Source organism: Achromobacter sp. MFA1 R4, assembly GCF_900156745.1.
Classification (GTDB): Bacteria; Pseudomonadota; Gammaproteobacteria; order Burkholderiales; family Burkholderiaceae_B; genus Achromobacter.
This window is the reverse complement of sequence record NZ_LT707065.1, coordinates 609671-624057: the sequence shown is the minus strand read 5'-3', so window position 1 is coordinate 624057 and position 14387 is coordinate 609671. Positions and strand designations below refer to the sequence as shown.

Genomic DNA, 14387 nt, shown 5'->3' with positions numbered 1-14387 from the left:
CGATACCCAGAGTGTTGCAGCGGCCGTGCAGATTGCCTGCACGGCCGGGCGATCAGCCTGCGATCTGCACGCCGATCCAGAACAGGCCGGCGGCCAGCAGCATCGACGCGGGCAGGGTCAGCACCCAGGCCAGCAGGATGTTGCGCACGGTGTTGCCCTGAAGGCCGGTTTTATTGGCGATCATGGTGCCCGCCACGCCCGAGGACAGCACGTGCGTGGTCGATACCGGCAAGCTGAAGACGTTGGCCAGTCCGATGGCGCCCACGGCGGTCAATTGCGCCGACATGCCCTGCGCGTAGGTCATGCCCTGCTTGCCGATCTTTTCGCCCACGGTCAGGACGACGCGGCGCCAGCCCACCATGGTGCCCGCGCCCAGCGCCAGCGCCACGGCCACGATCACCCAGAACGGCGCGTATTCCGTGGTGGCGGTCAGGTCCGCGCGCAGGCGCTGCAGGTCGGCGGCTTCGCGCGCGGGCAGGCCCTCCAGGCGAGCCACCTTCTTGGCCGTATCGTCCAGGCACAGCAGGTAGCGGCGCACGTCGATGCGCTTCTGGGCCGACAGGTCGGCGTAGTTGGCCACGCCGTGCAGGTCGTTCTGCAGCGCCATGATGGTCGGCACCGTCAGGGTCGGATCGCAGTGGAAATTGGCGGGCAGGTCTTCCTGGATGTCGACGCGGCGCAGCGCCAGGTAATCGCCCAGCAGCGCTTCATTGCGCTGATAGAACACCAGCAGGTGGTTGGCGGCGTCGCGGGTGCGTTCGATCTGGTAGGTGGTGCTGTGGGTGTCCAGCACGAAGTTGGCCGGCACGATCCCGATCAGCACCAGCATGATCAGGCCGATACCCTTCTGGCCGTCGTTGGAGCCGTGCACGAAGCTCACGCCCATGGCCGACAGCACCAGCACCAGGCGGTTCCAGAACGGCGGATGCTTCTTGTTGTCGATGGCGCGGCGCTGCTCGGGCGTCTTGTGCATCTTGGACAGGGGCAGCCAGCGCTTGAGCGCCAGCAGGAGCACCCCCGCCACCATGAAGCCGGCGATGGGCGAGGCCACCAGCGACAGGCCGATGTCGATGGCCTTGCCCCAGTTCACCCCGTCCCCCAGCGGCAGATCGGTAATGAGCGCGTTTGCCAGGCCCACGCCCAGGATCGATCCGATCAAGGTGTGCGAGCTGGACGCCGGGATACCGAAATACCAGGTGCCGAGATTCCAGGCGATGGCGGCGGCCAGCATGGCGAACACCATGGCCAGGCCGCGGCCGGTATCCACGTTGATCAGCAATTCGACGGGGAGCAGATGGACGATGGCGTAGGCGACGCCCACGCCGCCCAGCAGCACGCCCAGGAAGTTGAATATTCCGGACAGGACCACCGCAAGGTGCGGCGGCATGGCCTTGGTATAGATGACGGTTGCGACGGCGTTTGCCGTGTCGTGAAAGCCGTTGATGAATTCGAAGGCCAGGACGAAGGTCAGGGCCAGCACGAGGCTGAGGCCGACCCAAAGGTCTAGGCCATGGAAGAGGTCGAACATGGGGAAGGGGGCGAGGTTCCGGCGAGAGGCCCCGATTATTGCAGATTTGTGACCTGTCCCTGAATGACCAGGCCCCAATTCAGAACTTCGAATACTGGAATTCGATCTCCATGGGCTTACCCAGATTGGCGGCGGTGTCCGCCTGGATCACCATCACGGCCAGCAGGCCCAGATACAGCAGGCAGAGCCAGAGCGTTCTTTTCATGGGCGGAATTCCTCGGCGATCCTTTGGTTGACGCGCAGCCAGCCCAGCTCGCCCAGGTGCTGGACGTCGCGCAGCGTGCCCACCTCGAAGGGGGCGCCGTACATGTCCATGCAGCGCATGGCGTAGCGCTGGCACAGGTCGGCCACCTGTCGCTGGATGGGCTGGAAGCGGTCCAGATCCTTGAACACCATCGGGTGCAGCGGCTGCATCACGAAAAGCGCGTCGACCCCGCGCCCGTGCAGCAGCGCCATCAGGGCGGCGAGCTCGCGGAGTTCGTCGCGGCCGGTCAGCGGCTGGGGCTGGTAGGCGGTCTTGCCGCCCTCGGGGATGCTGCGCAGGTACTTGTTGAAGAACTCGTCGCGCACCGCATAGCGGTTGTCCTGCATGAGCGCCTGTTCGGCCGCCTGCGCCTCGCTGGCCAGCGCGTCCCAGTCCACCACGCGGGCGGCGGCGGGCGGACCCTCGCGCTCCGGTTCGGGGGCGGGCGCGGCGTGGGCCGGCGTCCACAGGCTTGCAAGCCGTTGGCGGAAAACATACGCCTGCTCGGCCGCCATGGACCAAAAGACCCCGGCGTCGGCCTTCGCATCCAGCCATCGCAGGACTTCGGCCCGGCCTTCCGGCTGGCGCATCAGGCGCGGCAGCAGCGGGTTGGCGTGTTCCTTGAACTCGTCCGGTCCCAGCCCGCCGTCGCCGTCGAACCAGCCGGGCGACAGCATCACGACCACGCGCGACGCTGGCGACAGGTCATCGGCCAGCGCGGCCAGCACGAACTGCATGCCCAGGGACTGAAAACCCGAATGGCCGTAGGCCAGCACGGGCATTTGCAGTTCGTCGGCCAGGTAGCGGTACGGCACGAAGCGCAGATCGTTGCTGGTGAGTTCGGATGACCCCAGGATCACGAGACGGTCGCCCGTGCGCAGCGCCTGGCTCAGGCGCGACAGGTTGCGCGTCTGCTCGTCCAGCGTGTTGCCCAGATTGGGGATATAGATGCCTGGCGCGGCGACGGGCACCGCCTCTGTCTTCAGGGCCAGCAGGTGCACGGCCGCCCAGCCGGCGGCCGCGGCGACGGACAGGGCCAGCGCCACGGCGAGCGCATGCTGCGCGAGAGTGCGTTTGAACATGGGAAATCCGATAATGCGCCGCGCCTCGAACGGGGCGGGATTGTTAGCGGATGTTATCCAGCGTCCCCGGCCCGAACAAGCGCGGGAAACCCTCGGCGGCGCGCCGATTCCCCTTTTTGCCACACCCGGCAGGGGGGAAGGGCGGACGTGCCCGGTCAAGGAATGCGATAGCATCGATGTCGCGCGCCCGCCCGGTGCCCGGCAGGGCATCCAGGCAGGTATCCCAGGATCGCCCGCGCCCTCCGCCGCCGCGGCGTTTCATCGCCTGAACCTCATTCTTTCGCCATGACCGACATTGCCCGTATCGTCCGCAGCCATCCCGATGAACTGATCGTCGGCCTGGTGTCCATTTCCGACCGCGCCTCCACCGGCGCCTACCAGGATCAGGGACTGCCCGCGCTGCGCGAGTGGCTGGGCGGCGCGCTGGTCTCGCCCTGGCAGGCGGTGGACCGGCTGATTCCCGACGAGCCCGCGCGCATCTCCGACACCCTGATCGAACTGGTCGACCGCTGCGGCTGCGACCTCGTCCTGACCACCGGCGGCACCGGCCCGGCCCGGCGCGACGTCACGCCCGAAGCGACCCTGGCCGTCGGCACCAAGGAAATGCCGGGCTTTGGCGAGCAGATGCGCCAGATCAGCCTGCGCTTCGTGCCCACGGCCATCCTGTCGCGTCAGGTGGCCGTCATCCGCGAAACGGACGGCCATGCCGCCCTGATCGTGAACCTTCCCGGCCAGCCCAAGTCCATCCGCGAGACCCTCGAAGGGCTGAAAGGGGAGGACGGCGCCGTGCTGGTGCCAGGCATCTTCGCCGCCATTCCCTATTGCATCGACCTCATCGGCGGTCCCTACGCCGAGACCCGTCCCGAGGTCATCGCGGCCTTCCGCCCGAAGTCCGCCCGCCGCCCTGAAAAGGCGTGAACCCCAGCGTGAACCCCGGCCTGAACCCCGCGCTGGCGGCCGGTCCCCGCCCGGGGGCGGCAAGGGCCGTGCGGTATAGTTGGCCGCCCCGATCAACCCCTATTGACCAAGAGTTCCCATCGTCATGAAGGTTCGTACCATTCTGTCCCTCGCCGCCCTGGCCGCCCTGTCGGCCTGCGCCAACGTCAAGGACGTGCGCGACCGCGATCCCGTCTTCTACGGCTCCACCCAGCGCACTCCCGAGGATTACACGCAATGCGTGGCGCAAGCCTGGAAAGGCCTGGGCGTGGACTTCGAGCAGAAGCCGGTGCGCAACGGCTACGAGCTCATCCTGCACGGCAGCCTGGGCGTCGAAGCCGTCCTGACGACCACGCACTGGAAGGGCAAGACCGAGGCGCGTCTGTCCACGCGCATCGCGCGCCGCGACCAGTCCATCATCGAACCGGCCAACCTGTGCCGTTGAGCGCCATCATCCACCGGCGCGACCTCCTGCGCACCGGCCTGGCGGCGGCAGCCCTGTGCCTGGGGTGGCCCGCACGGGGGCAGGCGGCCGCGGGCTACATCAGCCGCAAGCTGGACGCGCGCGTGCCCGGCGGCGTGGCGGTGCTGGGCCTGGGAGACGCCGAAAGCGCGCCAGAGGTCACGTATCTGGACCGGCGCGTGCTGGTGGTGCGGGAAGAAGGCAAACAGTGGATCGCCGTGGTCGGCATCCCGCTTAGCGTGAAGCCGGGCCAGGAGCATATCCAGGTCAAGGATGCCGCCGGCCAGCGCAAGGTGGCCTTCACGGTGGGCGCCAAGGAATACGTGGCGCAGCACATCACCCTGAAGAACCGCCGCCAGGTCGACCCGAATCCCGACGACCTGAAGCGCATCGAGCGCGAACTGGCCGAGCAGCTTGCCGCCTACGCCCGCTATCGCGCGGGCGTCACGCCGAGCAACCTGCTGCTGGACCGTCCGGTCGACGGCGGGCGGCTGTCCAGCCCCTTCGGCCTGCGCCGCTTTTTCAACGGCCAGGAGCGCAACCCGCATTCAGGGCTGGATTTCGCCGTGCCCGCGGGCACGCCGATCAAGGCGCCGGCGGCCGGTGTGGTCGTGCTGGTGGGGGATTATTTCTTCAACGGCAAGACCGTGTTCCTGGACCATGGCCAGGGCTTGGTCAGCATGTTCTGCCACATGTCGGCCATCAGCGTGAAGGTGGGCGACGAGGTGCCGCGCGGCGGGGTGGTGGGCAAGGTGGGCGCGACCGGGCGGGCGACCGGCCCGCATCTGCACTGGAATGTCAGCCTGAACGATGCGCGCATCGATCCGGCGATCTTCATCGGCGCGTTCAAGCCCTGACGGGCAGGCTGGATAAAGGCCGGACGGGTCGGACAGGATGGGCGCGTCAGGCCTGGTTGGCCTTGTTGGCCTGTTGGGCCTGCATCGCAATGCGGTTCAGCACGTACTGGTGCATGCGCTCGGCATACTCCATCTGCTGCTGCACGTTGCGCTGTTCGGCTTCCTGGTCATCCAGGCAATTGTCGTACTTGGTCTTGGCGTCGGCGTAGGTCAGGCCGGTATTGCGCAGGCTGTTGATGAATGCCTCGCGCGACTGGCGCAGCAGGCGCAGGCCTTCCTCGCCCTTCGCGAAACGTCTGCGCGCCAGGGCAAGCTGGTCTGCGGCGGCTTGCAATTCTTCTTTCAGGTCCATCGTGCTTCGTGCGTATCCGACCCGGCGTTGCGCCAGGCGGGGAGCGCCATTCTTTCATGAACGCGCGTTCCACGCATTACGGCAATTCGCGAGCCGGGCTTAATGACTCGCGGAAAAGAGAGCCGGGCGCCGGCGTGAAGCCGGCCCGGGCAGCCGGATCAGCGGCGGTACTGCTGGGGACGGTGCGGCGCGGGAGCGCGTTCGTCCTTGTGGCGGAAGTTGATGCGGCCCTTGGTCAGGTCATACGGCGACATTTCCAGGGTGACGCGGTCGCCCGCCAGGATGCGGATGCGGTGTTTGCGGATGCGGCCCGACGCGTAGGCGCCGACTTCGATGCCGTTGTCCAGTTTGACGCGGTAGCGGCTATCGGGCAGCACTTCGTCAACGATGCCATCCAATTCGATGAGTTCTTCTTTAGCCATGCTCTACTCCTTGATCAAAACGCGCAGCCATGCCTGCGGCATGACCCGCCGCCCAAGGCGGCAAGCGCGTCGGACTCGGATAAACCGGTCCAGCGGTTTGAACGTAAAAAACGTCCGGGCAAGCGTGGGTATGGCCACGGCATCCGGGTGGATGTCTGAAATGGCGGATACTCGCGCCCCGAGGTAAGTGCGCGCGATGCGCGCGTAGGTCGCGGCGTTGGTGCTGCGGGCACCTTTGCCGGAAGAAGCGGGGTTGCAGCGTCTGCGGCAATGCTTGGCGCCACGCGGATTGCGGCGGCGCGTTGGGCTGTGACGGGGGTCGCCCAAAGGAAAAACCGGATGCAGTCTGCGGCGCTGACGCTCATTCAATAGCGCCCTTTTGTGGGCGCTACAGGTTGGCACGCAGAATGACCGAAGTCCGGTTTTTGCGGAAAAATCACGGACTTATGTTACTGCAAAGCTGGCCATTTAGCCAGTTTTTATGCTTGGTTCGGCCATGATAGTTGTGCTTGAACGACTCTAGCGGTGCGGTATGCGGCGCTGGTAGTCGGCCTCCCAGGCCGCGTTGGCGGACCAGAAGGGGCCGGGCTCGCGTCCGGCCAGCCGGGCGGCGAGCACGTTCAGATGGGTATGCCAGCCGCCAGCGACGTCGACCATATCGTCGCGGCTGGCCAGCTTGCGATGGGTCAGCACCAGCAGCGCGCCGTCGTCCTCCTGCGAGACCTCGAAAATCACTTCGGACGGCGATCCGGCCGATCCGCCCCAGGTGTAGCCCAGCAGGTGAGGCGGTTCGCAGCGCGTGATCAGGCCCTGGGTCGTGAGCCCTTCTTCAAAGGGCTTGTAGGCCTCGGGCGTCGGTTCGCGCACGGAAGACAGGTCTGCATGCAGGAACCGCAGGGTCACGCCCCCGCCCTCGGTCAGTTCCATGTCCCCGGAAGCCAGCCACCGGCCGCGTTTGTCGGATTCCGTCAGCCAGGCCCACACCTCCTGCACGCTGGCGGGCAGCCGTCGCGTGAAACGCAATGTGGTCGGATCCAGTACGACGCCATAGTCGTTCATGTCGATCTCCTGTGAAGTCCGCCGCCCAACGCAGGTGTTATCTGCCGTGCGAAAAGGGCAGGGGCGGGATTTGCGGGTCGTGGTCCGGCGCGCTTTCCATGGCGCCCTCGTGCTGGGGCAGCGCGTCGGTGATGTCGTACCACGGCGCTTTGCTCGACACGTGATAGTGCGCTTCGGGTTTGACGCCCGGGTCGTCGTCCAGGGCCCCCAGCGGCAGCCCGTAGATATCCGGGGTCTGGTCGAACCGGCTGAGCAAGGGCGAGCCGCAGGCCTCGCAGAAGCCGCGGTAGCAACCGGGCGACGAGGCGTACCAGGTGATGTGGTTCTCGCCCCGCGTCCAGGCGAAGTCCTTGGCCTGCACCGTCGCGCGGCTGCGGAAGGCCGCGCCGTGCGACTTGCGGCACATGATGCAATGGCAGTTGAGTGCGTGGGTGAGCGGGCCGGTGATCTCGTAGGCAACGCGGCCGCACAGGCAGGAACCTTTGATCATGATGGGCGTCGGGTAAGTGGGCAATAAGTCCAATATACCCGCGCGCCGCCTCAATCGGGCCGCTGCAGCCCCTGGAATGCCGGCAATGCCAGCAGCCCCGCCAGCCGGGCAGTGTGGATATCGGCATCCGACACGGCCGGCCGCGGCATCAGGAAGTTGACGGTGCCCAGGCACCGGCCGGAATCCACCACCGGCACGTTGATCACCGACTGCAACCCCAATTTCCGGATCGCGTCGTGATCGTCGAAGAATTCGCGGATCGCGTCCTCGCCCTGCCCGACGAAGACCTGCTGCTCCAGCAGGACGTGCCGGCCCCATGCCGTGCCGGTCTTGTCCTTGCTGCCCCCGGGCGGATAGGCGTGCGGGTTCGAGCTGTACAGGCGGACCACGCGCATGGCCTGGGCATCGTAGCGGTTGACGGTGCACAGGGTGTGCGCGAGGCGCAGGCGGATGTAGTCGTCGATGGCCTGCAAGGCGGCCTCGGGTTCGCCAGCCGCGTAGGCGCGCGAGATGGCCTCTACGCCGGCCAGCTCCGCGCTGGGGGAGATATCGGTCATTCCGCCGTGATTCCCAGTTCTTTGATCAGCTTGCCGTACTTGTCCGCATCGCGCGCCAGGATCTGGCCAAACTGATCCGGCGTGGTTTCGGTCAGCAGCACGCCCATGTCCCCCATTTTCTTGACCACCTCGGGCCGCTTCAGGATCAGATTGATCTCGCGGTTCAGACGGGCGGTCAATTCAGGCGGCATGCCGGCCGGGCCGAACGCGCCATACCAGACCGACAGTTCATAGCCGGGGAGGGTTTCGGCCACGGTGGGTACGTTGGGCAGCAGCGGCGAGCGCTTGTCTTCGGTGACGGCCAGCAGCTTGAGCTTGTCGGACTGCACGTGCGGCAGCGTCTGCGTCCCCGCGCTGAACAACACCTGCGTGCGGCCAGCCACCGTGTCCAGCACCGCGGGCGCGCCGCCGCGGTAGGGGATGTGCATCATCTTCACCCCAGCGGCCTTTTCAAACAGCACCGCGCTCAGGTGATTGGTCGAGCCCTGGCCCGCCGAGGCGTAGGCCACCGTGTCGGGATTGGCCTTCACGTAGGCGATGAATTCCTTCACGTTCGAGGCCGGTACCGACGGGTGCACCACCATGGTGTTGGTGACGAGGGCCAGCTCGGCGATGGGCGTGAAATCCTTCACGCCGTCGAACGGCATGTTGGGGTAGAGCGCCTGGTTCATCGTGTGCGTGCTCATCGACCCGACCAGCAGCGTGTAGCCGTCCGGCTTGGCGCGCGCGACGAACGCCGTGCCGATGTTGCCGGACGCGCCCGAGCGGTTTTCCACGATGACCGGCTGGCCCAGCGATTGGGTCAGGCCTTCCGACAGGACGCGCGCCAGGATGTCGGTGGAGCCGCCCGCGGCCCACGGCACGACCAGCGTGATCGGCTTTTCGGGCCAGGCGGCGTGGGAGATCGCGGGCGCGGCCATGGCCAGTCCCAGCGCGAACGTGCGCAGCAGTCGTTTGAATTGCAGTTTCATGGTGCGGTTACCCCTTGCGTAGTGTCCGGCTTCTCAGAGCCGGTCGGATGGAAATCGATTCAGCGGCCGACGGCATATCCCTGCATCCCGCGCGGATTGGCGGCCGCGCGCAGCAGCAGCCCGCCGCCCTCGGCCGGCTCGCGGGTGCAGGCGCTGATGCGGCCTTCGGACCAGTCCGGTCCGACCTTGACGTCGTGACCGGCGGCGCGCAGCGCGTCCAGCGTGGCGGCGGGCATGCGCGACTCCACGGTCAGGCGGTTCAGCGTCTGCGAGCGCGGCCAGAACGACCCCGGGAAGTGATCGATGTGCCAGGACGGCGCGTCGATCGCCTCCTGCAGGTTCATGCCCATGGCGTGACGCAGGAAGAACGCGACGGTCCATTGGTCCTGCTGGTCGCCGCCCGGCGTGCCGAAGGCCATGTAGGGCAGCCCGTCGCGCAGCGCCAGGCCGGGCGACAGCGTCGTGCAGGGCCGCTTGCCGGGCTGCAGGCGTCCGGGGACGTCCTCGTCCAGCCAGGTCATCTGCAGCCGGGTCGTGAGCGAAAAGCCCAGCGCGGGCACCACCGGACTGGACGACAGCCAGCCGCCCGAAGGCGTGGCCGCCACCATGTTGCCGTCGCGGTCGATGACGTCGATCTGGCAGGTATCGCCCACGAACAGCTCGCGCGCAGCCCATTCGGTCACGGGCGGCAACGCGGCGAAGGTCGGTTCGCCCACGCCATAGCGGGTATCGGAGGCGGCCAGGGTGCGGATCGCGGCGTCCAGGTCGGGCAGGCGCGGCGTCAGGCCGCCCGGGCTGCCGGGCTGCAGCGCGGCCGAGGCGCGCTCTCCTATGCTGGCGGCGCGCGCCCGCGCATACGTGTCGCTGAGCAGGGCCTCGATCGGCACCTGCACGAAATCCGGGTCGCCGTACCACGCGGTGCGGTCCGCGAAGGCCAGCTTGGCCGCCTCGGCCACGCGATGCACGAACTGCGGGGACAGCGGATCCAGCCCGCCGACGTCCAGGTGGCGCAGCAGCGCGAGCTGTTGCAGGTGCACAGGGCCTTGCGACCACACGCCGCATTTGGCCACGGTGTAGCGGCCATACTGGGTGGTCAGCGGTTCGTCGTAGGTGGCGCGCCAATCGGCAAGATCGGACTTGCGCAGCAGGCCGCGATTGCGCTGCCCGGTCGTGTCCAGCACGGCCTGGTTTGTGTAGTAGTCGTCGATCGCATCGGCGACGAAGCCGCGATACCAGACGTCCAGCGCCGCATCGATGCGGCCGCGCCGGTCGGTGCTGGCGGCGTGCGCTTCGTCCAGGATGCGGGTATAGGTGGCGGCGATGGCCGGCGTGCGGAACAACGCGTCCGGCGCGGGCACGCGCCCGCCCGGCAGCCAGACCTGGCCCGAACTCGTCCACTCGTCGCGGAACAGCGCCTGCACCGCAAGAATGGCCTGCGATATGCGCGGCACCAGCGGAAAGCCGTTGCGCGCGTAGTCGATGGCCGGCCGCAGCACGTCGGCCAGCTCCCACGTGCCATAGTCGCGCAGCAGGGTCAGCCAGGCGCCGAACGCGCCCGGCACGGTGGCGGGCAGCAGGCCGATCCCGGGCACCAGATCCAGTCCCAGCCCGCGGAAGTAATCGGGCGTCGCCAGCGCGGGCGCCGGGCCCTGTCCGCACAGCGCGCGCATGCGCTGTTCGCGCTCGTTCCAGAACAGGATGGGCACTTCGCCGCCGGGGCCGTTCAGGTGCGGTTCCACGATCTGCAGCACAAAGCCGCCGGCCACGGCGGCATCATAGGCATTGCCGCCGCGCTCCAGCACGCTCATGGCCACTTGCGACGCCAGCCAGTGCGTGGACGAGACCACGCCGTAGGTGCCGCGAATTTCGGGTCGGGTGGTAAATGAGGGAGTCATCGGGCGTATCCGGACGGCGGGGAGATGCCTGCAGTATAGGATCCTGAAATAACTGGTTTTATCTTTATTGGCATAATCCGATAACTGAATGGTTATTCGGAGCATGCCATGACCTGGGACGCAGTCCGGCTCGTCAACCGCCTGAAGCCCCGGCATCTGACGCTGCTGGTCAACATCGACCGCCACCGATCGCTGACGCGCGTGGCGGCCGCAACCGGCATCAGCCAGCCGGCGGTGACCAAGGCGCTCGCCGAGCTGGAGGACATCTTTGGCGCGCCCCTGTTCCAGCGCACCGGCAGCGGCCTGCAGCCCACTTTGCTCGGGAACCTGGCGCTGGTGCGGGCAAGGCACCTGCTCAGCGACCTGGACCTGTGGGCGCGCGAGGTCGAGGCGCTGCATGCCGGCCATTCCGCCCACCTGCAGGTGGGCGTGGTGCCCTACGTGTCCAGCGCCTTGCTGACCGCCGCCATCAGCAGCCTGCATCAGCGTCATGGCGTGACCCTGAGCCTGCACCGCGCCACCACGGATCACCTGGTGCCGATGCTGCGCCACCATGAGCTGGACTGCATCATCAGCCGGGCCACGTCCACCGTGACGCACGAGGATCTGATCCATCGCGTGCTGTATCGCCAGCGCCCGCGCCTGATCGCGCATGGCCGCCTGGCCCAGCGGCTGGCCCGGCGCCAGCCGGACTGGGCCGCCGTCGCCGCCATGGACTGGGTGCTGCCCGCGGCCAATACGCCCACGCGGCAACTGATCGTGGAGCATTTCATCCGCGCGGAGCTGCAACCGCCGTCGCCGGTGCTGGAAGCCTATTCGACGGACGTGATCGAAGGGATCCTCACCATGAACGACACGCTGATTTCGGTGGTGCCCGAAGACATCGCGCGCGAGCTGTGCCAGCGCGGCAGGCTGGGCATGGTGCCCTGGGATTTCGGCTGGGAGCTGCCGCCGATCAACCTGATCCGGCGCAGGCGGGACCAGGCCCTGGCGGCGGAGGAGCGGTTTTCGGAGATTCTGCTGGGTCTTTGCGGCGACGCGGCCGCGCCCTGGCGCCAGGGCGAGGCGGGCGCACCGTGAGGCAGCGCCCGCCTGGCGCGACCTGCGCATGTCCTAGGCGCAAAAACGTCGCGTGCCCCCAAAGACGCGGGAGCCTGCATCTGGTTAAATGGCTGAAAGGCTAGACGGCCTAGGGCGAGCCATGGCCTTTTCCGGCTCGCCATGACAAATCACGGAGCCCCAGATGGCACGATTCAATTTCACCCAGGACCTCGAAGAACCCGATCTGTGGGCGGCGGAAAACGTCCCCGCAGGAGAGGGCCGGCCGCCCATCCACGTCATGATCCAGACCGATGGCGAGGAGCCCGGCGGCGACGCCTCCAAGGTGGTCAAGGCCATCATCGACGACCTGGACGAACAGATCCTGGCCGCTGCCGAGTTCCTGCTCGACAACTATTCGTATGAGCACTACAAGAAGCTGGGCATCGAAGACGACCAGCTCCTGGCCGAGGAAACCGCCGAGGCCATGGCGGAAAAGGCCGTGCTGCGCGCCCTGTGGCTGTTCGATGAAGACGGCGACGGCTATGAACTCTGGTTCACGCTGCCCTGGGATCCGGTGCACACCTACGACGTGGAGTTCGAGGACGGTTCGCCCGTGTCGTGCTCGGTCAACGACTAGCGGCCGCGACGTCGGCAAGGCGTCAGGGCGTCAGCTCGTACTTTGTCGACATCGCCTGCCCCAGCGATTCGTCATACCGGTAGCGCACGTTCAGCGGCTTGCCTCGCTGGATCCTGCGGGCCGGCACGTTCTCCAGCGCCACATCGACATCCTTGCCCACGAACTGCGAGCAGTCGGTGTCGGCGCGCTCCCCGTCCGGGATCTCGGCGGCTTTCACTTTCAGCTTGAACAACACCTGGACCAGTTCCGAGCCATCGGTGCGGAATTGCCGGAAGGTGGTGGGCAGGGTGGCGACGGTGCCGTGCAGGTCGCAGGAGACGAGTGTCCATGCGTGCGCGGCAGGCATGGCGGCAAAGACGCCGCCGGCAAGCGCGGCGGCGGCCGCCGCGGTGCGAAAGGGCGGTAGGTTCATGGCGTGCGGGCCGGGCGTGGCGCCCATGCGCGCCGCGCCGGTACTTGTCGGAAGGGGCCTTTATGTTGCGCCCGCTCCCCGCGCCGGGTCAAGCTGGCGCGCACCATGAAAAATCGGGCCCTTGTGGCCCGATTTTTCATGCGTTCTGGGTGGCGGCCGCGCCCGTCTGCGGGGCGTCCTCGGTGGCCTGCGCGGGCAGGTCCTCCTCGTTGCCTTCAAGCTTGGCGATCACGGCCGTGGCCAGGCTGTTGCCGACCACGTTCGTGGCGGTGCGGCCCATGTCGAAGAACTGGTCGATGCCCATGATCAGCAGCAGGCCGGCTTCCGGCAGATGAAACATCGGCAGCGTCGCCGCCACCACGACCAGCGACGCGCGCGCCACGCCGGCCATGCCTTTGCTGGTCACCATCAGCACCAGCAGCAGGGTGAGCTGCTGCGTGAAGCTCATCTCGATGTTGTAGGCCTGGGCGATGAACAGCACCGCGAAGGACTGGTACATCATCGAGCCGTCCAGGTTGAACGAGTAGCCCAGCGGCAGCACGAATCCCGAAATGCGCTTGGACACCCCGAAACGCGCCAGCGCCTCGATGGTCTTGGGATACGCCGATTCGCTGCTCGCGGTCGAGAACGCCAGCAGGGTCGGTTCCTTGATCAGGCCGCCCAGGCGGAATGTGGACTTGCCCAGGAACAGGTAGCCGACGCCGAACAGGACCGCCCACAACAGGGCCAGGCCCAGGTAGAACTCCCCGATCAGCTTGCCGTAGCTGACCAGTACGCCCAGGCCTTCGGTGGTGATGGCGGCGGCCATGGCGGCGAATACGCCCAGCGGCGCGAAGCGCATCACATAATCGGTCACGCGGAACATGATCTTGGCCAGCTCGTCGATCATGTTGTAGATCGTGTTGTGGCCCTTGCCGCGGATAAAGGACAGCGCCGCGCCGAAGAACAGCGAGAACACCAGGATCTGCAGGATCTCGTTGTTCGCCATCGCTTCGGCGATGCTCTTGGGAAACACGTGCGCGATGAAGGCCTTGAGCGTGAAATCGCCCGTCTTCAGTCCCGAGGTCAGGCCCGCGTCGGGGATCGCCAGGTTCATGTGCGCGCCGGGCTGGAAGATGTTGACCAGCGCCAGGCCCAGCAACAGGGAGATCGCGGAGGCGGCGATGAACCAGATCATGGCGCGCAGGCCGATGCGGCCCACGGCGCTGGCATCGCTCATGCTGGCCAGTCCGGTCACCAGGGTGGCGAACACGAGGGGCGCAATGATCATCTTGATCATGCGCAGGAAGATGTCGGTGACGAGGCTGAAGTACGAGGCGATGTGCGCCGCCTCCTGCTGGTTCTGCGCGAACTTGTTGCAGAAGTAGCCCACCACGATGCCCAGCACCATGGCGATGCCGATATAACGCGTCAGCTTCTTAGTGTTCATGTTCAAAACGGG

Annotated in this window: 17 protein-coding genes; 5 read left to right on the top strand and 12 right to left on the bottom strand. The window is 67.0% G+C overall.

The window, feature by feature from the left end:
* Positions 1-52: 52 nt before the first annotated feature.
* From BXA00_RS02840 to BXA00_RS02835, 3 genes are all read right to left on the bottom strand, one after another.
* On the bottom strand, positions 53-1528 hold the full coding sequence (locus BXA00_RS02840) for an inorganic phosphate transporter (protein WP_076516021.1): 1476 nt from the start codon (positions 1526-1528) through the stop codon (positions 53-55).
* Between the two features lie 79 nt (positions 1529-1607).
* A complete protein-coding gene (locus tag BXA00_RS29365; protein WP_255376757.1) occupies positions 1608-1733 on the bottom strand; it encodes a hypothetical protein in 126 nt (41 codons plus the stop codon).
* A complete protein-coding gene (locus BXA00_RS02835; protein ID WP_076516019.1) occupies positions 1730-2854 on the bottom strand; it encodes a D-alanyl-lipoteichoic acid biosynthesis protein DltD in 1125 nt (374 codons plus the stop codon). The genes BXA00_RS29365 and BXA00_RS02835 overlap by 4 nt, the downstream gene beginning before the upstream one ends.
* Before the next feature lie 285 nt (positions 2855-3139).
* Between BXA00_RS02835 and mog the strand changes: the two genes are divergently transcribed.
* From mog to BXA00_RS02820, 3 genes are all read left to right on the top strand, one after another.
* Positions 3140-3772 (top strand): molybdopterin adenylyltransferase, encoded by a 633-nt coding sequence (mog, locus tag BXA00_RS02830; protein ID WP_076516017.1) that lies wholly within the window; start codon positions 3140-3142, stop codon positions 3770-3772.
* A 124-nt stretch (positions 3773-3896) separates the two neighbouring features.
* A complete protein-coding gene (locus tag BXA00_RS02825; RefSeq protein ID WP_076516015.1) occupies positions 3897-4235 on the top strand; it encodes a hypothetical protein in 339 nt (112 codons plus the stop codon).
* Between the two features lie 38 nt (positions 4236-4273).
* The gene (locus BXA00_RS02820; protein ID WP_076521762.1) at positions 4274-5110 is read left to right on the top strand and encodes a peptidoglycan DD-metalloendopeptidase family protein; all 837 of its coding nucleotides are present in this window, start codon (positions 4274-4276) and stop codon (positions 5108-5110) included.
* 46 nt (positions 5111-5156) lie between these two features.
* Here the strand turns inward: BXA00_RS02820 and BXA00_RS02815 are convergent, their stop codons facing one another.
* The 7 genes from BXA00_RS02815 to BXA00_RS02785 form a co-directional block, all read right to left on the bottom strand.
* Positions 5157-5462: a hypothetical protein gene (locus tag BXA00_RS02815; RefSeq protein WP_076516013.1), complete on the bottom strand. Its 306-nt coding sequence runs from the start codon at positions 5460-5462 to the stop codon at positions 5157-5159.
* Positions 5463-5620: 158 nt separating this feature from the next.
* Entirely contained in the window at positions 5621-5884 is a 264-nt protein-coding gene (gene infA, locus BXA00_RS02810) for a translation initiation factor IF-1 (protein ID WP_006221179.1), read from the bottom strand.
* Between the two features lie 519 nt (positions 5885-6403).
* Positions 6404-6943 carry an SRPBCC family protein gene (locus BXA00_RS02805; protein WP_076516011.1) on the bottom strand — a complete coding sequence of 180 codons (540 nt, stop codon included), beginning with the start codon at positions 6941-6943 and terminating at the stop codon, positions 6404-6406.
* 37 nt (positions 6944-6980) lie between these two features.
* Positions 6981-7433 carry a GFA family protein gene (locus BXA00_RS02800; RefSeq protein ID WP_076516009.1) on the bottom strand — a complete coding sequence of 151 codons (453 nt, stop codon included), beginning with the start codon at positions 7431-7433 and terminating at the stop codon, positions 6981-6983.
* A gap of 50 nt (positions 7434-7483) precedes the next feature.
* Complete coding sequence (locus tag BXA00_RS02795) at positions 7484-7990, bottom strand: GAF domain-containing protein (RefSeq protein ID WP_076516007.1); 507 nt, start codon at positions 7988-7990, stop codon at positions 7484-7486.
* Positions 7987-8961 (bottom strand): tripartite tricarboxylate transporter substrate binding protein, encoded by a 975-nt coding sequence (locus BXA00_RS02790; protein WP_076516005.1) that lies wholly within the window; start codon positions 8959-8961, stop codon positions 7987-7989. The genes BXA00_RS02795 and BXA00_RS02790 overlap by 4 nt, the downstream gene beginning before the upstream one ends.
* Positions 8962-9020: 59 nt before the next feature.
* Positions 9021-10856 carry a gamma-glutamyltransferase family protein gene (locus tag BXA00_RS02785; protein ID WP_076516003.1) on the bottom strand — a complete coding sequence of 612 codons (1836 nt, stop codon included), beginning with the start codon at positions 10854-10856 and terminating at the stop codon, positions 9021-9023.
* 108 nt (positions 10857-10964) lie between these two features.
* On the opposite strand from BXA00_RS02785, the gene BXA00_RS02780 reads away from it, so the two are divergent.
* Positions 10965-11936: a LysR family transcriptional regulator gene (locus BXA00_RS02780; RefSeq protein WP_076516001.1), complete on the top strand. Its 972-nt coding sequence runs from the start codon at positions 10965-10967 to the stop codon at positions 11934-11936.
* A gap of 163 nt (positions 11937-12099) precedes the next feature.
* Positions 12100-12534 (top strand): hypothetical protein, encoded by a 435-nt coding sequence (locus BXA00_RS02775; protein WP_076515999.1) that lies wholly within the window; start codon positions 12100-12102, stop codon positions 12532-12534.
* A 22-nt stretch (positions 12535-12556) separates the two neighbouring features.
* Here BXA00_RS02775 and BXA00_RS02770 read toward each other — a convergent pair whose 3' ends face one another.
* A complete protein-coding gene (locus BXA00_RS02770; protein WP_076521761.1) occupies positions 12557-12946 on the bottom strand; it encodes a hypothetical protein in 390 nt (129 codons plus the stop codon).
* A gap of 136 nt (positions 12947-13082) precedes the next feature.
* Positions 13083-14375 (bottom strand): dicarboxylate/amino acid:cation symporter, encoded by a 1293-nt coding sequence (locus BXA00_RS02765; protein ID WP_076515997.1) that lies wholly within the window; start codon positions 14373-14375, stop codon positions 13083-13085.
* Positions 14376-14387 lie beyond the last annotated feature (12 nt).